This is a genomic window from Glutamicibacter sp. 0426 (genome assembly GCF_001906485.1).
GTDB classification, from domain to species: domain Bacteria; phylum Actinomycetota; class Actinomycetes; order Actinomycetales; family Micrococcaceae; genus Glutamicibacter; species Glutamicibacter nicotianae.
Map to the genome: position 1 here is coordinate 35,267 of NZ_MPBI01000002.1, position 20,944 is coordinate 56,210.

Here is a 20,944-nt window from a genome sequence, read left to right on the forward strand (position 1 = left end):
GGCTTGATATGCGCCAAGTAATGGCGCTACCTCCTGCGCCACCCAGAACGAGGCCGATTAGTAGTGTTCCGATTCCATCGAAAATCCAGTCCAATTTCGTTTCCCGAATCCTTTCTATGCGCATAATCTTGCCGCGAGTTTCTAGTTGATTCCAAGCATAGTGCTCGGGGCTGGTTGATGTGTTGCAAATGAATAACATAACCGGAGAGTTGCGTTAGGTCTATCGTGTTATGGCCGCGCGGATGGAATCACGCAGACAAAGCATCTCGTAACACCATAACGAAACTATGTGCTACATTCGATGTAATCAAGTACGGTTGCGTTATATTCTGGAGGTTTATCCCATGAGTTCAAAGTTGTTTGGTTACGCCCGCGTATCTACGAATGCGCAGGATGCGGATCGGCAGCAGCAGGATCTAATAGCGGCGGGCGTGGAGCCCGCCGAACTGTTCGTAGACCACGGCGTGAGTGGCGCTAAAGCTAGTCGCCCCGAGTTCGATAAGCTGCGGGCCATGCTGCGCAGCGGTGACACATTGGCGGTCACCACACTGGATCGGCTAGGCCGCTCCACTGAAGCGATGCTGGCCCTGTCAAAAGAGTTGCAAGGCAAAGGCGTAAACCTCCGGGTGCTGAACCTAGGAGGCGGTGACGTGGACACGTCTACGCCCATGGGTAATCTGATGTTTACTGTCATGGCGGCGTTGGCTCAAATGGAGCTGGAGATCAAAGCGGAACGTAACCGCGATAGCGTGGCCAAGCGCCGAGCTAAAGGCGGCGACCTAGGCGGCCGCCGCGTGAAGCTTACAGATGATCAGGTGCACGGCGCCGTTGCTGACATAGCTAATGGCATGAGTGCAGCAGCAGCCGCAACAACACGCGGCGTTACCTATCAAACGCTATGGCGACGCGCTAAGGCGCTAGGAATAGAACTGCGTTAGTGAGAGTGCGCGGCTCGTGTGTAAAGAGCCGTTCACTAGTTAGTTTCTGTATGTAGGGCATGAGACTATCTCAATATGACTTTGACTTCGCAATCTGTATTGAGAGTTCGGATCGTTGACACCCTACTGAAGATGGACGGATTCCGGGGTCAGCGGGCTGAGGTGCTCGATGCTATGGCGCACGCATATGCCGAAGAGTGGACGGCAGAGGACAACGAAATTCGTGCCTCCCGTGGAACAGAACTGAAATGGCGCAATAATGCCAGCTTTGAACGGCAGGCCATGGTTGCCCATGGATTCCTAGAGCCGGGTCTTCAGGGAATCTGGGCCCTAACGGAACGTGGCGTAGCCTTGTCGGATTCACTGTCTGTTCGTTATGCCAAACTGATTGCTCAAGAGACGGCCCGCCGCGAAAAAATGTGGCGAGATCTCGCGGCTCGACTTGATAGCGATGGCATGGTCAGCGCGGAGGATACGCGCGAAGTCGGCATGTATTCCGGTGCCCGTGGTATCTATGCTGACAAAGAGAACACCCGCACAGAGTTTGCTAAGTCTGGTGTACTTGTCTCAATGCGCCATACCGGGCGGCACTATGACGATGAGATGACTAATGATGGGATGATTTACCACTTCCCGAACACGCAACAGGCCGGGCATGATAGGTCCGATATTGAATCACTCCTGATGGCCCAGAGGCTTAGTCTGCCGGTTTTCTTGATCAGTACTCCAGAGAAGGCCCCCAAGCGTCGAAAAGTCTATCGTGGCGTCATTGAGTCTGTGGATATGAATGCCAGTACAGCGCTAATCACTTTCTTGCATGATGACGAATTGCCGCCGCCTGCCGAATTTGTTGAGGTGGAGCGACCGTTTGTCCTTCACGACGATGACGTGAAGACTGCAACTCGGAAGATGAAGGTTCGGCCAAACCAGAAGCGCTTTGCCTTCGAGGTGGTTAAACGGTATCCCGGTGGTTGCGTTGCATGCGGGCTGACTGAGCCGACTGTTTTTGAAGCTGCGCATGTTCACCCCAAGTCGGAAAATGGTTCAGATGATGCGCGGAACGGGATTCTGCTTTGCTCCAATCATCACAGAATGTTTGATCGAAACCTCTGGACAATCGATCCTAGTGAATACGGGTTCGTGTTCAAAGCCGGCGTAGATCCAGATTTGCTTGGATTCAAATTCTTGGAACTGGGCAATAACGTTGCAAAACCTGCAGGAGAAGCTTTGCTCGCACGTAACGCTAGGTGGGACAAGGCAGCTTTCGTTCTTTCGGTCGGCTGACTCGATCCATCAGACCGCCCTATTCGCGATGGGCCCAATGGGCAAAGATGCTCGTGCAAGAAGCCTTTGGAACATAACGTTGGGTGCGGCCTGGCTAGGCCGCCATGCCGAGGTGCATATGAAGGGCGAGTGGCCATCGAGGTTACGAAAAACTTACGATAAGGCTTTCAAAATACGGTAAAAGCCGGTAATGCACATACGTAAAATCAAGTCAAGCGATGAAATTTGCACGGCATAACAAAGGCCCTACATCCCTTATGAATACTGGGATGTAGGGCCTTTTCGTTTGGTGCCCCTGGCCGGAATCGAACCGACGGCCTACCCTTTAGGAGAGGGTCGCTCTATCCTACTGAGCTACAGAGGCATGGGCGTGAAAACACCAACAACACTATCTTACTAGGGCGTGCTGGGCGTAATTCTCACGCCACGGCTCAGGCCGTGCCTTCGCGAATCGCAAGCATTTTTGCCTTGAGCGCACGATTGGCACGAAGAGCCCCCAGACCTATGACAAGACCGGCGGTGATGACCAGCAGTGCCCAGCGGATCGTCGTGAGGATCGATGCCAATACGACGGCTCCACTGCTCAAGTCTCCAGTGAACAGGGCATCAATGGCGAAGTTCTCCCAGATATCAATGGCCGCGAAGCCCAAGGGGGCAATCCAGGCCAGCCAACGCATCTGGCGGTTGGGAATCCAGCGGATGAACAACAGCATGGAGAACACTGCGGTAAACATCGGGAAGAGGAAACCCGCGGTCTTATGCAGGTAGTTGAGCTGGCCGACAGCGTCATCATCCATGGCGCCGCGCAATGCTTCTATATCGCTGGTCGTGTAGCCGAAAATCCGCTGATCGGGCATCGACAGCGAATCACTGAGGTCCTTCATCTGCACCATCGTGAGCAGATGGTAGTACGCGAACAAGGCAACGCATACGATCAAGCCCACCGAGATGAGCAGCATCGGGTTTGACTTGTTTTCGTGGGAGGTGCTCTGCACCTTGCCTGGCCCCATGCTAGGACCCTGCGACTGGTTCGGCTGCTCACTGAACTGCGCAGGCTTGCGATACTCTTTGCTTTTCCTGACCTTTTTTGCCATATCTTCTATTATGCCCGGCCAGCGATGCGGGCTTTCCCGCGCTCACTGAAAAGTGTCCGGCGCTCCACGTAGACTGGCTACATCATGGATTTCCTTTTTGATGATTTCGCCCCGGATTCCGCACAGCAGGCCATGCCCACTGCCGAGGAGCTATTGGTCGGCATGAACCCGCAGCAGGAAGAAGCAGTTCGCTATGCCGGCGGACCATTGCTGATCGTGGCTGGCGCTGGTTCCGGAAAGACCCGTGTGCTGACGCACCGCATTGCCTATCTCTTGGCGACCGGACGCGCTCGGCCGCACGAAATCCTGGCGATCACCTTCACCAACAAGGCCGCTGCCGAGATGCGCGAACGAGCCGCTGAGCTGATCGGCGACGAGCAGGCGAAGAAGATGTGGATCTCGACGTTCCACTCTTCATGCGTGCGTATTCTGCGTCGCGAAGCGGCCACCATTGGGCTGAAATCCAACTTCTCGATCTACGACTCCACTGATTCGCTGCGCCTGATCACCTTGGTCGCCAAGTCCTTGGAGATCGACCCGAAGCGCTTCACTCCAAAGGCAATTGCGCACAAGATTTCCTCGCTGAAGAACGAGTTGATTGACGAGGAGGACTACGCGGCAACGATCAACACCAATGATCCGTTCTCGCGTGCCGTGTCCGAGGTCTACCGCGGATACACCCGCCGCCTGCGCGCCGCCAACGCCATGGACTTCGACGACCTGATTGGACAGGTCGTCTACATGTTCCGTGCGTTCCCGCGAGTGGCCGACAGCTACCGCCGCCGGTTCCGCCATGTGCTCATTGACGAATACCAGGACACCAACCACGCACAGTATTCGCTGGTGCGTGAGCTCACCGGCGCCGAAGGCGACACCGTGCCTGGCGAACTGACCGTGGTCGGCGACTCGGACCAGTCGATTTATGCCTTCCGCGGTGCCGACATCCGCAACATCGTCGACTTCGAAAAGGACTATCCGAACGCGGCAACCATCAAGCTGGAACAGAACTACCGTTCCACCCAGACCATTCTGTCGGCCGCCAACGAGGTCATCAAGCGAAACCCCGACCGCAACGACAAGAAGCTGTGGACTGCCAGCGGCGACGGCGAGAAGATCACCGGATATGTCGGCGAATCCGAATCCGACGAAGCACGCTGGATTGCTGAAGAAATTCTGCGTCTGAACGATGACGAGGATGTCCGCCCGGGCGATGTGGCAATCTTCTACCGCACGAACGCCCAGTCGCGTGCCTTGGAAGAGCAGCTGATGCGCGTGGATCTGAAGTACCGCGTCGTTGGCGGCACCCGATTCTACGACCGCAAGGAAATCAAGGACGCGCTGGCCTACCTGCGCGCCCTGGTGAACCCGGACGATGACATCAACGTTCGCCGCATTCTCAATGAGCCCAAGCGCGGCATCGGCGACCGTGCTGAAGGCGCCGTGGCGGCGCTGGCTGAACGGGGCCGGATTTCCTTCATGGAAGCCTTACGCCGTTCCGACGAGGCGCCGGGGCTGGGAACCCGCGGAATCAAGATGACCGCAGCCTTTGTCTCCATGATGGATGACCTGAAGACCGTGGCGGAGGGTTCGGGCCCGGCAGAAGCCCTTGAAGCGGTGCTTGAGCAGACCGGATACCTGGAAACTCTCCGGCTCTCCTCGGATCCGCAGGATGAGTCGCGTGTGGAGAACCTCGCCGAACTGGTTGCCGTGGTCCGCGATTACGTGAACGAAGAACCTGAAGGCGGCCTCGAAGGCTTCCTGGAGCGCGTGGCTCTCGTCGCAGATGCCGACCAGATCCCGGAGGCGCCCAGCGATGACGAGGGAGCGGCCATGGCCGCGCAGGAAGGCATGGTCACCTTGATGACCCTGCACACCGCCAAGGGCCTGGAATTCCCGGTGGTCTTCCTGACCGGCATGGAGCACGGCGTCTTCCCGCACCAGCGTTCCATGACCGACGAAAAGGAACTCGCCGAAGAGCGCCGCTTGGCCTATGTCGGGCTGACCCGTGCCCGCGAACGCCTGTACCTGACGCGCGCCGAGCAGCGCAGCCTCTGGGGACAGGCCCAATACAACCCGGCGAGCCAGTTCCTGGAAGAGGTGCCGAACGAGCTCATCGACTGGAAACGCGAGGGCTCTGGCGGTGGAATGGGCTTCGGTTACGGTAACGCAGCGGTGAATTTCGCCACCAGCAGATATGACCGCGGCAGCCATTGGGGTGCAGGTTCGGCGTCGCCGCAACCGGTGCGCGGGCACAACGCCGCTCCGGTGTCCAAGAAACGCGTCGTGCAGAACAAGGACATCACCATCCCTGAAGTCGGGCAAAGCGTCAAGCATTCTTCGTTTGGCTTGGGAACTGTTATTGCTTTGGAAGGCGCAGGAGACAAGACCGTGGCCAAGGTGCAGTTCCCGGACTCTGAGAAGCGGCTTTTGCTGCGCTATGCACCGCTGGAAATCGTGGACTAGCCTGCAGGCGTTGACTGTTTTACACGTCACATCTTGATGCTTCCCGACTGGGTTTTCAGGTTTCTCTACATGCTGTAAAAGTGGGAAGTTTGCGAAAGTCGGGATAGTCTGAGAGGTGCGCACGGGCTACGGCGCCTTACGACGTCCCGGTAGTTGCGGTGCGCTCTCTATGGCATGGCATAGATTTCGGTCTGTGGCCGTGCCGCGAGTCAGCATGAACTTCGAACGAAGGACACAAACCCGTGGACCTGTATGAGTACCAGGCGCGCGATCTATTCGAGGCACACGGCGTTCCCGTGCTTGCCGGTATCGTCGCTTACACCCCGGAAGAAGCCAAAGCCGCAGCTGAGAAGATCGGCGGCGTTGTAGTAGTTAAGGCACAGGTCAAGGTTGGCGGCCGTGGCAAGGCTGGCGGCGTCAAGGTCGCTAAGACCGCCGACGAAGCTTTCGAGCACGCTTCCAACATCCTCGGTATGGACATCAAGGGCCACACCGTAAACAAGGTCATGATCGCTCAGGGCGCCGACATTGCCGAGGAATTCTACTTCTCGGTACTGCTGGACCGTGCAAACCGCAACTACCTGGCAATGTGCTCGGTAGAGGGCGGCATGGAGATCGAGCAGCTGGCTGAGGAGCGCCCAGAAGCTCTGGCCCGCGTTGCTGTTGATCCGCTGGTTGGCATCGACGCCGACAAGGCAGCAGAGATCGTCGCCGAGGCAGGCTTCCCAGAAGAACTGCGCGGCAAGGTTGCAGAAACCCTGCAGACCCTGTGGACCGTCTTCAAGGAAGAGGATGCCACCCTCGTTGAGGTCAACCCACTGGTGAAGACCGGTGCCGGCGACATCGTTGCGCTGGACGGCAAGGTCTCCCTGGATGACAACGCATCCGAGGTTCGCCACCCAGCTCACGAAGAGCTCGAGGACAAGGGCGCAGCCGATCCTCTGGAATCCAAGGCAAAGGCCCTGGGCCTGAACTACGTCAAGCTGGACGGCGAAATCGGCATCATCGGCAACGGTGCAGGCCTGGTCATGTCCACCCTGGACGTTGTCGCCTACGCAGGCGAGAACCACGGCGACGTGAAGCCAGCGAACTTCCTGGACATTGGCGGTGGCGCATCGGCCGAGGTCATGGCCAACGGCCTTGACGTCATCCTGAACGACCCACAGGTCAAGTCGGTCTTCGTCAACGTCTTCGGCGGCATCACCGCATGCGACGCTGTCGCAAACGGCATCGTCGGTGCGCTGAACACCCTGGGTGACGCAGCGAACAAGCCACTGGTTGTCCGCCTGGACGGCAACAACGTTGAAGAGGGTCGCGCCATCTTGGCCGAGGCCAACCACCCGTTGGTCACCCTGGCAGCAACCATGGATGAGGGCGCCGACAAGGCTGCCGAGCTCGCCAACTCAGCGAAGTAAGAGGGATTAGCGAACAATGAGCATTTACCTGAACAAGGACTCCAAGGTCATCGTCCAGGGCATCACCGGCGGCGAAGGCACCAAGCACACCGCCCTGATGCTCAAGGCTGGCACCAACATTGTTGGCGGCGTGAACGCCCGCAAGGCCGGCACCACCGTGACCCACGGTGACCAGGACATCAAGGTTTACGGCACCGTGGCGGAAGCCAAGGCCGAGACCGGCGCAGACGTATCGATCGTCTTCGTGCCACCTAAGTTCACCAAGGACGCAGTCGTTGAGGCTATCGAGGCCGAGGTCGGCCTTGTCGTAGTCATCACCGAAGGTGTTCCAGTGCAGGACTCCGCTGAGTTCTGGGCTCTGGCACAGTCGAAGGTTGACGCCGACGGCAACCAGATCACCCGCATCATCGGCCCTAACTGCCCAGGCATCATCACCCCGGGCGAGGCGCTGGTTGGCATCACCCCGAACAACATCACCGGCAAGGGCCCAATCGGCTTGGTTTCCAAGTCCGGTACCCTGACCTACCAGATGATGTACGAACTGCGCGATCTGGGCTTCTCGACCGCAATCGGCATCGGCGGCGACCCAGTCATCGGCACCACCCACATCGACGCCCTGGCTGCTTTCGAAGCTGATCCAGAGACCAAGGCCATCGTCATGATCGGTGAAATCGGTGGCGACGCCGAGGAACGCGCTGCCGAATTCATCAAGGCCAACGTCACCAAGCCAGTTGTTGGCTACGTGGCTGGCTTCACCGCTCCTGAGGGCAAGACCATGGGCCACGCAGGCGCCATCGTTTCCGGTTCGGCTGGCACCGCCCAGGCGAAGAAGGAAGCCCTGGAAGCTGCAGGCGTCAAGGTTGGCAAGACTCCTTCGGAGACCGCCCGCCTGCTGCGCGAAGTCTTCGCAGCTCTCTAAGCTGACGCTGGAGCAAGGCTGATTCCCGGGTTTCATCCGGGAACAAACGGCCGCCGCTTCTCCTGAATTTTTCAGGAGCCGCGGCGGCCGTTTCGCATTAACCCGAGAAGCCGTGGCTTGTTCTGGGCACGGGCGGGCCGGATAACCAGCCGGAGTGAACCCCTGAGCCCCAAGACCCCGGACTTCAAGAAGAATCCGAATGCCGATGAAACGCCGCCGGCTGCCATGCCATCGAACGGCCCCAAGCAATGGCCAGGTGCGTTGCCCGGTCTACCGGTCGCTTGGGCGTTAACCGGCGCAGAACCCATCGACCTGCGCCTGCAGCATGCAAGCCCTGCTATGCGGGCTGCTGGCGGTTCTGCCGGGTAGGACAACGGTGGGGCTGGTCCTTTGCAGAACCAGCCCCACCATCGTCAGATCGCCCTTTGAGCGGTAATTGGCCTAGGACTTGGCCTTCTCTGCTTCAATCTCCTGCTGGTAGGTTTCCTCCAGAGCAGGAACCTGCTCGAAGATTTCTTCCACGTCCAGGTCAGGGTTTTCTTCCTGGGTTGCAACCAGCTCTACTGCTTCTTCCTCGGTGGCCACCGAAGGCAGCGAACCCGGAAGCGGCCTGCGTGCGGATTCCTTCAAGAAGCACACGGCGATGATGCCGGCAACCGACGTTCCCATGACCCAGAAGGCAGGTGCCAGGGAAGAGTTGGTCATGGTGACCAGAGCCTGCATGATGAAGGGTGCGAAGCCGCCAAAGATGGCTACCGCGAAGTTGTACGAGATGCCCATGCCACCGTAACGCGAGGCGGTGGGGAACAGGGCTGGCAACGACGAAGCCAGGTTGGAAACGTAGAAGACCACGGGGATGGCCAACAGGGCAAGGCCCGTCAGCGTGGACCAGATTTGTCCATGCATCATGAACAAGAAGGCTGGAATGGCCAGGACAACTGCCGAGCCGGAGCCAATGAACAGGACCTTGCGGCGGCCTATGCTATCGGAGAGCATGCCGGCCAGCGGGATGCACAGGGACATGCCAACCAGAACCGGCAGGGTCAGCAGGTTGCCGTGCACCGGATCGTATTTCAGGGTCTCGGTCAGGTAGGTAGGCATGTAGCTGGTCAGTGCGTAACCTGCAGTGTTGGCGGCCGAGACCAGCACGAAACCGGTCAGCAATTCGCGCCAATAGGCCTTGACCAGGTCGATGACGCCCTTCGGAGCATCGGCGGAGTTCCGCGCGTCGTCGCTGGCGCGGTTAGCGGCTTCCTGGGCTTCCTTGAAAGCAGGAGTGTCTTCAATCTTGGAACGGAACCACAGTGCGATGACGCCGAGCGGAAGAGCGACCAGGAATGGAATGCGCCAGGCGAAGCCTTCCATGACATCTTCGCTCAGGGTCAGCTGGAGAATGGAGACAAATGCGGCGCCCAAGGCAAAGCCCATGTAGGAGCCGAGGTCCAGCAGCGAGGCGAAGAAGCCGCGGCGCTTATCCGGAGCGTATTCGGTAATGAATGTAGTAGCACCGGCGTACTCGCCGCCGGTGGAGAAGCCCTGGATCAGCTTCAGCACGACGAGGAGAATTGGCGCTGCTACACCCCATACCGAGTAGTCCGGAAGGATACCGATGCCGAACGTGGCCAAAGCCATCATGAGCAGGGTGAAGACCAGGACCTTCTGGCGTCCTACGCGGTCGCCTAGCTGGCCCAGAATCACGCCGCCAAGCGGGCGGGCAACGAAGGTCACGGCGAATACGCCTAGGCTGAACAGGGTTTGGATGGCAGGGTCTACCGTGTCAGGCATGAAAAGCTTGCCGATGATCACTGCGAGGTAGCCGTAGACACCTACGTCGTACCATTCCATCAAGTTGCCAACGACGGTGCCGCCGATGGCTTTCTTGAGCATCGAATCGTCGACAACGTTGACGTCTTCGACCTTCAGCCGACGTTTTCTGCGGAACCGTGGCTTCCGTGAGTTTCGTGCTTCCATAGTTTCACTCCTCATATCTTTCGTGATCTTGTCCCGGTGCCGGCGACCATCCTCGTCCACAATGTTGAGGAGCGAAATTTCTGCTCCTTGAAGCTGGTTGCGGCCGCCGTGTGACTCGTCGAAATCGATAGATTTCTACTCAAAAATCCGGTCAAAAACCGGCTTTGAGCGATGAAACGCTTAAGCGGACAATCGTCAAGTTTACCAAAAATTAGATTAATTCCCTGATCGAGAGGCTCTCTTGAGCCAATGCGGGCCCGGGCAGATAGCCAGATCGCGGACGTGCCGACCGCCGATTAGCCACGGAAGCATAGGGCAAACGGGCGATCGGCGAAGGCTCCGATCGAACTGCCCGAAAAACTCAAACTGTGGCGAAGGACTCGGTCCGCCACGGGGTGGAAAACGGAGAATCTGAGCGAAAACTCTGTTTCTGAAGCCGTGGATCCAGGGGGCAAGCAGGGGCTTCAGACGGCAAGAATCCCGTGAGCTGTTCATCCGCGCCCGGAACCGTCTCTGCCGGACGCAAAAATGCCCCAAGGCCGCCGGTAGGCAGCTTGGGGCATGAAGTCGAAGCAGGCTAGCCGCGTAGGCCGGCTGCAGCTTCGGTGTCGATCCTGAGGAATGAAGAGCCGATGGCAGCGAAAGCCCCCGGGATCAGGAGCATCCGGTGCTTCGGATTGTAGAAAATCTCTTCGAGAGGGGAAGCCAGGACCCTGCGGATCTTTTCCAGGAGCCGGTCATTCTCCAAGGACAGGCGTTCCTGCTTGGTTTCAATCACCACACGATCTTTGTCGATACTCACCGATGCGCTCATCCAGTCGTCATCGGGGGTACTGAGAGTCTCCGATTTAATCAGGGACACGGATATTACCGCCTTAGTCGTTCGTATCACCCGGACGAGGAGCCGCCCGGGTCCTAGCCCGACGAGCGCACAGTGTGTGGCGCAGCGCACAACGTCGGACATTTTGAATATACAGGGTTTTGCTGACAGCCGCCTGCTAAGACGGCGGATTTAATCAACCTGTTACTCAAGCAGTCCTCGGATGTCTTGGGCGGTCAAGGCCTTGGAGAATCCATCGGCCTCATCCATCACCGTCGAAATCAGCTTGCGCTTGCTTTCCTGCAGTGCCACAACCTTCTCCTCGATGGTGCCCTGGGAAATCATCCGGTACACCATCACCTGCCGAGTCTGGCCAATGCGGTGCGTGCGGTCGATCGCCTGGGCTTCAACGGCCGGGTTCCACCACGGATCCAGCAAGAAGCAATAGTCGGCTTCGGTGAGGTTCAGGCCGAAGCCGCCGGCCTTCAAGGAGATCAGGAAGAGCGGTGCTTCGCCTTCCTTGAACTGCTCGATGACCTTGGAACGGTTGCGGGTATTGCCATCGAGGTACACGAACCTCACGCCGCGCTCGGCCAGCTTGTCGGCCAGCACCTTCAGGTATGAGGTGAACTGGCTGAAGATCAGCGCGCGGTGGCCTTCGCCCACCACGTCATCGAGCTGGTCGAAGAGAGCTTCCAGCTTCGAGCCGGGGATATCCGACAGTTCCGGATCCACCAGGGACGGCTCAAGGGCCAGCATGCGCAGGTGCGTCAGCGACTGGAAAATGGTGAAGCGGTTGCGATCCAGGTCCTCCACCAGGTGCAGGATCTTCTGGCGTTCGCGATTCAAATGCGTGTCGTAGACATGCTGGTGCTCTTCGGACAGGCGCACCAGAATCTGCTGCTCCTGCTTGGCCGGAAGATCCAGCACCACCGATTCCTTCGTGCGGCGCAGCATGAACGGCTTGATCCGGCGCTGTAGCAAGGCGAGGGTTTCCTTGTCGCCCAAGACCTCGATGGGCCGGGCGAACTGGCGATTGAAGCGCGTGGTGTTCAGGAACAACGCCGGAGCAACCAGCGACAGCAAGGCACCGAGCTCGGACAGGTTGTTTTCCATCGGGGTACCGGTGACTGCCAACTTGAAATTGGTCTGCAGGTTCACCGCGGTCCGGTGGGCCTTGGTGGATTTGTTCTTCACAAACTGCGCCTCGTCGAGGATCAGGCCGGCAAAGCGCTGGGCTTCGTAGATCTCGTCGTTCAGGCGCAGCAGGGTGTAGGTCGTGAGAATGACATCGTAGTCCTGAGCGAGTTCCTGAAGCTGCCGCGGTGACGGCAACGTGCCCTCGACGCTGACGACCCGCAGGGAAGGGGCGAACTTGTTGATTTCCATTTCCCAGTTGGACACCACCGAGCTCGGGGCAACCACCAGGAACGGCAGGCGGGTACGCTGGGCCGCCGGCAATTGGGCGCAGGCCTCGGGATCCGCCCAGAGCTTATGGGCATGGAGCATCAGCGCAATCGTCTGCAGGGTCTTGCCCAAGCCCATGTCATCGGCGAGGATGCCGCCGAAGCCGCCCTCGTACAGGCGGGAGAGCCAGTGGAACCCCTCCACCTGGTAGGGACGCAATTGGGCATCCAGCGTGTTCGGAACCTGGGCATGGTGGGCCTCGGCGACCTTGAGCAGCGAACGCATGCGTGCGATGAACAGGTCAGCGCCGTCGATGCCTTCAGCCATCTCGTCCAGTTCTTCGAACATCGAGATCTGGAAGACCGTCAGCTTCAGGTCTCCCTCCTTCGGCTTGTCGTTCATCGCCTGGGCTTCGTCAACCAGCGCCTTCAGCTTGGCGAACATCGGGTGGTTCAGCGAGAACCAGGTGTTGTCCGGCAGGCGGAGCTTCATCTGGCCATTGCTCATGGCCTCGACAATCTGCGAGAAGGGAACCTCATGGTCGCCTACGGTGATCAGCAAGCCGAGATCAAGCCAGTCGGTCCGTTCATGATTCACGGCATTGATCTTCAGCTGGGGGAGTTCACGCAGCTGGCGGAAGGTCGGCCGGGTGCCCTGCTCGACGAGCTGGACCTCCGGAAGGCGCTCCAGCGCGGGCAGGATCTCGGTGACGAAATCAATGGTGTCATCGCGTGCGTAGAACTTCGGCGACAGGTTGGGGTTGCCGGCTTCCTCATGCTCCAGGAACACCACATGCACGGCGGCCTGGAGCAGTTCCTCGGCCTCCACGTCGTACACTTCCTGGTCGCTGGGGATCCCCGGGTAACGGATCTGGAAGTCCAGCGCGGCGGTATCGTTCGGTTCCTTGTTCTCGTTGAATTCGCGCTTGTAGACCACGGTGGCGTGCACATAGGGAGGTTTCAGATCCGGCAGGACCAGCTCGTCGCTGACGCTGCGCAGCTCGAAACGGCGAGCCAGGCGAGGGTAGGAGGATTCGAAGAAGTCGTTGATCTCCGGTGCGGGCACGGTGACCGGGCGGCGGTCGATATACCAGCGGCGGTGCGCGTCGGGAACCGGCTCGGTGCTTGGAGCCAGCCAGATTTCATCGGGCTGGGCCATTTGCGCATAGAAACCATGCTCGGCGATGACACCGCTGGGCGCCTCCGGATCAAGCACGAGATCCTGCCCGGCGATGTGCAGGACGCCGTCCAGCTGCAGCTGCTGCTCATCCAGGGAGGCCTGCATGCTGAAGCTGGCCGGATCAACGATCCGCACGCGCTGCTCGGAACGGGTGGTGATCAGCGCAATGCCCAGCTCGCCAGCCTGTTCGAGCAGCGGCCAGAGAAGCTCGGAAGCGTACTCGTCCAGGAACAGCCAGTCTTCGTCCACCTTGAACTGCAACTGGCTGTCGCTGCGGGCCATGGAGGCGAAGCGGGTGAACCAGTGGTGCTGTGCACGCAGCAGGTTCCAGCCGTAGGTCTTGAAGCCCAGGGTGGTCCAGCGCAGCTGGCCGCGCACCCAGCGGCCTTCAGCATTGCGGACCATGGGGCGCACGCCCAAGCGGAAGCGCTTGTTGCGGGTCGGGTGCGGGATGGTCCCGGTCGGCATCCACTGCTGCTGCTGGGTGGCGTCCTTCGAATCGAAGAGCAGGAACTGCAGCGCCATCGGCACCACCGGATCGTGCTGCGAACCGAGCAGCCCGTCGGCCGGGCCCGGCTCGGACTCCTCGAACCATGAATCGATTTGCTTTGACCACACGGTGTCCGGCTTCTCTTCATGGACCGGCAGCGGGCGAGGCTGGGAGGCGATCTTATTGGAGGTAATGGCCAAAGCCGCGATATGAGAGCAGATGCCTGGTGCGTCGCAGGTGCACTCGCAGGATTCGATCTTCCACTCGCCACCCTCCAAGCGGACCTGGATCATCGGAGAGTATTCTTCGCCGGAATCGGTGACTGTGCCCTCGATCTGCCCGGTGCTTTCATCGAATTCCACGTCAACCACGGAATTTGCTTCTGCGGCCAGGTTCTTTCCATAGAAGAAAGGAACGTTGCCCAGAAAAGCCAGTAAATGGCGGGCGTCAATGGTTGGTGGAACAGATTCAGTCATCCTCTCATCGTTTCACGTTCCGGGCCGTCGCGAAAGTTGAAGGGCCCTTCTGTGAATAATCACTATCCATGACGTAGCGTTGACGCATGTCCCACGTGTGGCCCTACCTTCCAGCCCGAGCAGTGAACATCACCTCGCTCGTCGAATTCGACCGTCTCGCCGCTGAAGCGCTGGTTTCCCACCATGCCCACGGAAAAGGCTGGCGCGTGCACCGCGTGGATCTGCGCGAGCGGGATACCGTGCTGAAATCGCTGGATCTTTCCGAAGCGCTGTTCATCGATTGCCAGTTTTCCGCCCAAGGCCAGCAGATCGTGCAGGCGACGGGCGGGCTGTGCATGAACTCGGGGGCGCAGCTGCCGTTCGAGACCGGCGCCCGCGGCTTGTACACGGCAGAAGAGCTGTATTCGGGGATCTGGACGCAGACCTACCAGCAGGTGCCCGATGCCAAAATATACGCGTACTCCCAGCAGCATGCGGCGGCGAATGCCGACAGCGATCACAGTGCGCTGGCCCGGACCCTGCACGATCACCACATTGGCCAGGCGCTGGTCTCTCAGGTGTATGAGGGAACGTTCAAGGACACTCCGATCATCGGGGTGATGGGCGGGCATGCGATGAACCGGGGCACCACGCAGTACGCGCAGGCCTTGGAGCTCGGGCGCATGATTACCCGTGCTGGCTACGCGGTGGCCACCGGGGGAGGACCGGGAGCCATGGAAGCGGCCAATGCCGGTGCGTGGCTGGCCGACTACGGGGCAGATGATATTGCGACGGCCTTGCAGATGCTCGCCGAAGCGCCTGATGCGATCCATCAGCGCACCGGCTGGGCGAGAACCGCCCTGATGGTGAAGGAGCGTTTCCCCAGCCAGCGGCAGTCGCTGGGCGTGCCGACCTGGTTCTACGGCCATGAGCCGCCGAATCTGTTTGCCACCCAGATCGCCAAGTTCTTCACCAATTCCATTCGCGAGGCGATCCTGCTGGAGCAGTCCAACGGCGGGCTGGTCGTGCTGCCCGGGGCTGCCGGCACGGTCCAGGAAATCTTCCAGGATGCCTGCGAGAACTACTACGCCACCGGTGCCCGCGTGGTGCCAATGGTGCTGGTCGGCCGCGACTACTGGAGAAATGACCTTCCGGCGTGGCCGCTGCTCCAGGCCCTGGCCAAGGAACGCGTGATGGAGCAGAAGATCGCCCTGGTGGACACCGCCGAGGAAGCACTGGCGTTCATCCAGTCCATGGAAACCCTGCGGCGGCGCACCCGGCCGGCAAAGGACAACTAGTCCGGGGCATCGAAAATGCCGGGACAGCCGAAGCTGTCCCGGCATTTTCGATGCCAAGCGGAGTATTAGCTGACGCTGACGTCGAAGATCAGGCCCAGGCAGTAGGTGACGGCCGCCGCGCCCCAGCCGATGGCCAGCTGGCGCAAGCCGCGCTTGAACGGGGAGGCTCCGGAGAGCAGGCCCACGATGCCGCCGGTGATCATCAGGGCGATGCCCACCAGCACCACCGACACGATGATCGCGGCCAGGCCGGAGAGGCCGAAGATGTAGGGCAAGATCGGCACCACCGCGCCGGAAGCGAAGAGCAGGAATGAGGTGGTGGCCGCCCCGGTGGCCGAGCCCAGCTCCTGGTGCTCCTTCTCGAGCTCCTCGCCGCGGCCTTCCGGGTTCAGCGAGAAATCAGGGTTGCAGTCGCAGGTGAACAGGCCCATGCGTTCGGCGGCCCGGTGCTCGGCGTCCTCGTCGCTCATGCCGCGGGCCTTGTAGATCAGCACCAGCTCGTTGGCGTCCAGATCCAGGTTCGGGGCTGCGGCCAGCGTGACCTGGGTAGGCCGCGAGGCGGTCAGCAGCTCGCGCTGGGAACGCACCGAAACGTATTCGCCGGCCGCCATGGACAGCGCTCCGGCCAGCAAGCCGGCAATGCCGGAGAACAGCACGAAGGCCGAAGAAACGCCGGTGGCGCCGATGCCCATGATCAATGCCAGGTTGGATACCAGCCCGTCGTTGGCGCCGAAGACCGCGGCGCGGAAGTTGCCCGACAGCCGTGCGCGTCCTGCCGTGGCTAGGGCCCGGACGACTTCCTCGTGGACCTGCTCGTCGGCAGCCATCTGCGCGGTGGCGTCCTTGTCATGGCGGTAGGGGGAGCTGCTTTCGGAGCGCTGGGCCATGGCCAGCACGAACACCGACCCGAAGTGCAGGGCGAGGAAGCGCAGCATGGTGCGGCGCAGCGAGGGGCGGACTTCCTTGGCATGCTCGCCGAGCATCGTGCGCCAGTGGGATTCGTGGCGCGCTTCGGCTTCGGCCAGGCCCAGCAGGATTTGCCGTTCCTGCCCGGACTTCTTTTCCGCCAGGGCGCGGTAGATGGCGCCCTCCGCGACTTCATCGGCGAGATACTTGCGCCATCGCTGGATCTGCGCTTTGGTTGGTTCGGCGACTGGGTGCTGTGGCATCTCGAAAAGGCTCTCCTGGAACGTGGGGTTTCCCATGGAAACCCGTGGATCGGCTCAGCTTTCCACTTTAGCCAGCGCCCCTGAACTTGGGAATTTGGCAAGGCTAAATGCATGGCGCCTGCCGGCCGGATTCCCGGCCGCCGGCACCACCAGCAGCAATTCTGAGGTGTCCGGGTCGAAGGCCGGACGGCGGGAGCAGCGCGCGATGAGGCGTTCGAGCTGGAGCGGGTCCGCAACGTAGCGGGTGCACCAGCGGCCCTCGGCGGTGAACTGCACCTGGCCGGTCTGGCGGTCGATGATGGGAAGAATCGGGATAGCCATGGATATCAACTCTCTGGCGAGCTCTTGCCCGTGCACCAGTTGATGCGCGGACCGCTTCTTCATCCGAACCACCCATGAACTTGGGGTTGGTGCGCGGCCAGTCGGAGCTTGGCGCCGCGTCTCGTGAAGCAACAATTCCGAGCGTACCGCCGCATGCGGCGCCAGATGAAGCCGTACTGCGTAATATGACTTCCGGTCAGTTCTCCGGGGCCAGGGAATCGGCCAGCTGTTGCAGCTTCTGGCGGTGTTCAGCCCACTGCGCCGTGGTGTAGCCGGGCAGCAAATCCAGCGTCGCGGTCCAGCCGGCACGGCCGTCGAGCTGCTCGCGGATGATATCCAGCTGCCCTGCATGCCGGGAGGTCTCGGCCAAGGCATGGATGAGCAGATGATCCAAGGTGGTATGCCCGGCCGGCCCCCACCACGGGACGTGCACTGCAGAATCCAGGGCCAAGGCGGCGATGCCTTCGTCCGCGAAGGCGATGGCCTTGCGGTACAGGCCGATCAGCTGCTGCCCGTCCATGTCCGCGGGCGGAAGGAAATCAGCGTCGGGATCATGAGGCGAGATGAACTCGCGGACATAGGCGTCGTTGGCCTCGCGCTGCAGGCAGGTGCCGAAATACTCGTATTCGTTGATCACCAGATGGTGCAGCACGCCCAGGATATGGGTGCCGGTAGGGGTGAGCGGGGTGCGGGCCAGCTGCTCGGCCAGGCCCTCGGCCTTGAAGATCGCATTCTCGCGTGCCTCGCCCAGATACCCGCAGAGCCTGTCCTTGGTGCTGTCCATGGACAGAGTCTAGTGGCCGTGGTGAGCCCGTGCTAGGGCATCGCGTGTTTACCATTGGTAAACTTGCCTGCAGACCGTGAAAACCCAGCGCTTGCGGCTGCAGCTGCCGCCCACGACGTCGATGGAGCCAAACGATGAAAACCCTGCCCGTTGAACCAACCGGTGCTGCTATCAACATCGGTGCGCGGCTGCGCGGGGTGCGGCAGACCCAGCGCATGACCATTGACCAGGTCGCCGAGCTCTCCGGGTTGACCAAGGGCTTCCTCTCGCGTGTGGAGCGCGACCTGACCAGCCCATCGGTGGCGACGCTGCTGCGCTTGTGCGAGGTGCTGGGCATCGAGGTCGGCACGCTTTTCGAGGTTCCGGAAACGAAGCTGGTGCGCCTGGACCAGGCACCGCGGGTTTCACTGGGTGGCGATGGGATCACCGAGCAGCTGGTGACGCCACGCAGCGAAAAGCGGCTGCAGATGATCCGCGCCGAGATTGCGCCGAGGGGCACTGGCGAAGCGGAACTGTATTCGATGGATTGCGAGCTGGAAGTGCTGCACGTGATCGCCGGAGAATTCATCCTGATCCTGCCCGACCAGCGGCTGGAGCTTCAAGCGGGCGACACCGTAACCTTCCCGGGGCGCGAGCCGCATAGCTGGGAGAACCCTTCCGATGAGCCCGCCGTGGTGACCTGGACGCTGATCCTCTCCTGAGTCCGGCCCCTGCGCCCGCTGCCGCGGCACGCTCGGCGCGATGCGGCTGCGCGTTCGCTGCCGCGGCACGCTCGGCGCGATGCGGCTGCGCGTTCGCTGGCGGGGTGGGCAACCGCGTATTCTAGGAACGATGCGTTGTTCCGGGCGCTCGGAACAATTGGCGATGGGAGAGGCGTGAAGACAGGCGAACCAACCGCGACGCAGGACCAGCTGCGCAGCATCAGCTGGTGGGCTTCGGTGCTTTTCGGCGTTCTTGTCGGCACCACCTTGACCTGGATCCGCACCCAGCGCAATTTCTTCTTCCTCGGCGCCGTGATTCTCGCTGTTGTCATCGTGACCATCGGCGTGCGGACAATTCGCCGGCGTGCCCGTTTCCCGCAGATGGCGCAGGCGCGCACCTCCTGGACCTATGCGCTGTGGACCGCCATCCTGCTCATCCTGGCCGGCCCGATCCAGCTGGTGTACGTGGCCGATGACCTTTCCGAGTTGACCATCAAGTCATTGGTGATGTCCGCGGGCTTCGCATTGGGCATCCATGAGGTCGATCGGGCGCTGGTGAATGCCAGCAAGAAGGGCTCTGAGGCAGCCTGAGCTCCCGGTTTGGATGAAATGGCCTGAAATGTAGTCAAAACATCCAATACGTTGTGGCGTGTTTGCGCATAGTGTGATCCTGATCATCTTTCCAGGAGGGAATGCCATGGCAGGAAACACCACAAAGAACCACTCCGCAGAACCAAGACTCAAGAAGGTCCTGGGCCGCTGGGACGCCTTGGCCATAGGTGTTGGCGCGATGATCGGCTTTGGCTGGGTCGTGCTTACCGGCGACTGGATCACCACCGCCGGTCCGATAGGAGCCGCGCTGGCCATGCTGGTCGGCGGCGCGATCATGGCGGTCGTGGGCCTGACCTACGCCGAATTGGTTGCCGCCATGCCGAAAGCTGGAGGCGAGCACAACTATCTGCTGCGCGCCATGGGCGCCCGCTGGTCCTTTGCCGGTTCGTGGGCGATCGTCGGTGGCTATATCACGATCGTGGCTTTCGAAGCAGTGGCCCTGCCCAAATCCGTGCTCTACCTCTTCCCGGATCTTTCGCACATCAAATTATGGGAAATCGCCGGTTCCGAGGTCTACCTGACCTGGGCTCTGGTCGGTGTAGCCGGGGCGGTGGCGATCACCTGGATCAACATCCGCGGCATCAAGACCGCCGGTGTGGTGCAGACCTTCGTGGTGATCTTCCTCTTTGTCATCGGCGCCATGCTGCTTGCCGGTGCATTCAGCGGCGGCCAGAGCACGAACATGGAACCGTTCTTCGAGAACGGGGTTGCCGGCTTCTTCGGCGTGATGATCGTGGTGCCGTTCATGTTCGTCGGCTTCGACGTGATCCCGCAATCCGCCGAGGAATGCGACATCGCCCCGCGGAAAATCGGCAAGTACGTGGTGGTTTCGGTGCTCATCGCCACCGCCTGGTACTTGGGGATCATCCTGGCCACCTCCTCGGGAATGGGCGCTTCCGCACTCGCCGGATCCGAGCTGGCCACGGCTGACGCGATGGGGGCGCTGTTCAATTCCGGGATCATGGCCAAGGTGCTGATCGCCGGCGGCATCGCCGGGATCCTCACGTCGTGGAATTCCCTGCTGATGGGTGCGTCGCGGCTGATGTACGCGATGGCCAGCTCGGGAATGCTGCCGCGCTGGTTCGCCTACCTGCATCCGAAGCACCGCACCCCGAGCCACGCGCTGCTCTTCATTGGCGGGCTGTCGGTGCTGGCTCCATTCTTCGGCTCCGCCATGCTCGGCTGGCTGGTGGATTCCGGCTCGCCATCGATCGTGATTGCCTACCTGCTCGTGGGCGTGGCCTTCCTGATCCTGCGCCAGCGCGAACCGCAGATGCCGCGCCCGCTGCGCGTGGGCGGCGCGGGCAACGGCGGCAAGGTAATCGGCGTGCTGTCGGTGGTGTTCTGCGCCGGGCTGATCTCGCTGTACCTTCCGGGAATGCCGGCGGCCATCGCCTGGCAGCCGTGGCTGCTCTTCGCTGCATGGTGGGTGCTGGGCACGGGCTTCCTGCTACGGGTTCCCCGCGGGGTCGCCCCGGGCGAATTCGCCGAAGACGAGCTGCTGCAGAAGCTGAGCATCCGCCAGCAGGCCAAGCTCGGTGCCACCGGGCCGGATGCAGTGGCGGGGCGCCGCGCCGTTGCGCCGAACCCAAACTCAACGCGGCTCAAGGGCTGAGGTCCGCTG

Annotated in this window: 16 protein-coding genes, 1 tRNA gene and 1 riboswitch; of the genes, 9 read left to right on the plus strand and 8 right to left on the minus strand. The window is 60.8% G+C overall.

Translation table 11 applies throughout. The features are described 5' to 3' along the window. Window positions 1–344 precede the first annotated feature (344 nt). Window positions 345–938, plus strand: coding sequence for a recombinase family protein (locus BKX98_RS05720; protein WP_073706494.1), 594 nt, complete (start codon window positions 345–347; stop codon window positions 936–938). 75 nt (window positions 939–1,013) lie between these two features. Further along, window positions 1,014–2,222 (plus strand): HNH endonuclease, encoded by a 1,209-nt coding sequence (locus tag BKX98_RS05725; RefSeq protein ID WP_073706495.1) that lies wholly within the window; start codon window positions 1,014–1,016, stop codon window positions 2,220–2,222. 287 nt (window positions 2,223–2,509) lie between these two features. Here the strand turns inward: BKX98_RS05725 and BKX98_RS05730 are convergent. After that, a tRNA-Arg gene (locus BKX98_RS05730) sits at window positions 2,510–2,586 on the minus strand. A gap of 67 nt (window positions 2,587–2,653) precedes the next feature. Further along, window positions 2,654–3,316, minus strand: a complete 663-nt coding sequence (locus tag BKX98_RS05735) for a hypothetical protein (protein WP_052253563.1) — start codon at window positions 3,314–3,316, stop codon at window positions 2,654–2,656. 84 nt (window positions 3,317–3,400) lie between these two features. On the opposite strand from BKX98_RS05735, the gene pcrA reads away from it, so the two are divergent. From pcrA to sucD, 3 genes are all read left to right on the plus strand, one after another. After that, window positions 3,401–5,779, plus strand: a complete 2,379-nt coding sequence (gene pcrA, locus BKX98_RS05740) for a DNA helicase PcrA (RefSeq protein ID WP_073706496.1) — start codon at window positions 3,401–3,403, stop codon at window positions 5,777–5,779. 242 nt (window positions 5,780–6,021) lie between these two features. Further along, window positions 6,022–7,194, plus strand: coding sequence for an ADP-forming succinate--CoA ligase subunit beta (gene sucC, locus BKX98_RS05745; protein WP_038990033.1), 1,173 nt, complete (start codon window positions 6,022–6,024; stop codon window positions 7,192–7,194). 16 nt (window positions 7,195–7,210) lie between these two features. Further along, window positions 7,211–8,113 carry a succinate--CoA ligase subunit alpha gene (sucD, locus tag BKX98_RS05750; RefSeq protein ID WP_038990032.1) on the plus strand — a complete coding sequence of 301 codons (903 nt, stop codon included), beginning with the start codon at window positions 7,211–7,213 and terminating at the stop codon, window positions 8,111–8,113. Window positions 8,114–8,554: 441 nt separating this feature from the next. Here the strand turns inward: sucD and BKX98_RS05755 are convergent, their stop codons facing one another. The 3 genes from BKX98_RS05755 to BKX98_RS05765 all read right to left on the minus strand — a co-directional run bounded on the left by BKX98_RS05755 (window position 8,555) and on the right by BKX98_RS05765 (window position 14,456). Further along, complete coding sequence (locus BKX98_RS05755) at window positions 8,555–10,084, minus strand: MFS transporter (RefSeq protein WP_073706497.1); 1,530 nt, start codon at window positions 10,082–10,084, stop codon at window positions 8,555–8,557. Between the two features lie 577 nt (window positions 10,085–10,661). Then, on the minus strand, window positions 10,662–10,946 hold the full coding sequence (locus BKX98_RS05760) for a hypothetical protein (RefSeq protein ID WP_141358198.1): 285 nt from the start codon (window positions 10,944–10,946) through the stop codon (window positions 10,662–10,664). Window positions 10,947–11,108: 162 nt separating this feature from the next. After that, window positions 11,109–14,456, minus strand: coding sequence for a DEAD/DEAH box helicase (locus tag BKX98_RS05765; RefSeq protein ID WP_073706498.1), 3,348 nt, complete (start codon window positions 14,454–14,456; stop codon window positions 11,109–11,111). Between the two features lie 86 nt (window positions 14,457–14,542). Between BKX98_RS05765 and BKX98_RS05770 the strand changes: the two genes are divergently transcribed. Continuing rightward, complete coding sequence (locus BKX98_RS05770) at window positions 14,543–15,733, plus strand: LOG family protein (RefSeq protein WP_073706499.1); 1,191 nt, start codon at window positions 14,543–14,545, stop codon at window positions 15,731–15,733. A 65-nt stretch (window positions 15,734–15,798) separates the two neighbouring features. Here the strand turns inward: BKX98_RS05770 and BKX98_RS05775 are convergent, their stop codons facing one another. The 3 genes from BKX98_RS05775 to BKX98_RS05785 all read right to left on the minus strand — a co-directional run bounded on the left by BKX98_RS05775 (window position 15,799) and on the right by BKX98_RS05785 (window position 18,007). Further along, window positions 15,799–16,902, minus strand: coding sequence for a VIT1/CCC1 transporter family protein (locus BKX98_RS05775; RefSeq protein WP_073706500.1), 1,104 nt, complete (start codon window positions 16,900–16,902; stop codon window positions 15,799–15,801). A 54-nt stretch (window positions 16,903–16,956) separates the two neighbouring features. Beyond that, a complete protein-coding gene (locus BKX98_RS05780; RefSeq protein WP_073706501.1) occupies window positions 16,957–17,223 on the minus strand; it encodes a hypothetical protein in 267 nt (88 codons plus the stop codon). 15 nt (window positions 17,224–17,238) lie between these two features. Next, a riboswitch (SAM riboswitch) is annotated at window positions 17,239–17,352 on the minus strand. Between the two features lie 67 nt (window positions 17,353–17,419). Then, on the minus strand, window positions 17,420–18,007 hold the full coding sequence (locus BKX98_RS05785; RefSeq protein WP_073706502.1) for a DinB family protein: 588 nt from the start codon (window positions 18,005–18,007) through the stop codon (window positions 17,420–17,422). Window positions 18,008–18,141: 134 nt separating this feature from the next. On the opposite strand from BKX98_RS05785, the gene BKX98_RS05790 reads away from it, so the two are divergent. The 3 genes from BKX98_RS05790 (at window position 18,142) to BKX98_RS05800 (ending at window position 20,935) form a co-directional block, all read left to right on the plus strand. Continuing rightward, window positions 18,142–18,708, plus strand: coding sequence for a cupin domain-containing protein (locus BKX98_RS05790; protein ID WP_038990023.1), 567 nt, complete (start codon window positions 18,142–18,144; stop codon window positions 18,706–18,708). 174 nt (window positions 18,709–18,882) lie between these two features. Further along, window positions 18,883–19,299, plus strand: a complete 417-nt coding sequence (locus BKX98_RS05795) for a hypothetical protein (protein WP_073706503.1) — start codon at window positions 18,883–18,885, stop codon at window positions 19,297–19,299. Between the two features lie 106 nt (window positions 19,300–19,405). Beyond that, on the plus strand, window positions 19,406–20,935 hold the full coding sequence (locus BKX98_RS05800; RefSeq protein WP_083586655.1) for an APC family permease: 1,530 nt from the start codon (window positions 19,406–19,408) through the stop codon (window positions 20,933–20,935). Window positions 20,936–20,944 lie beyond the last annotated feature (9 nt).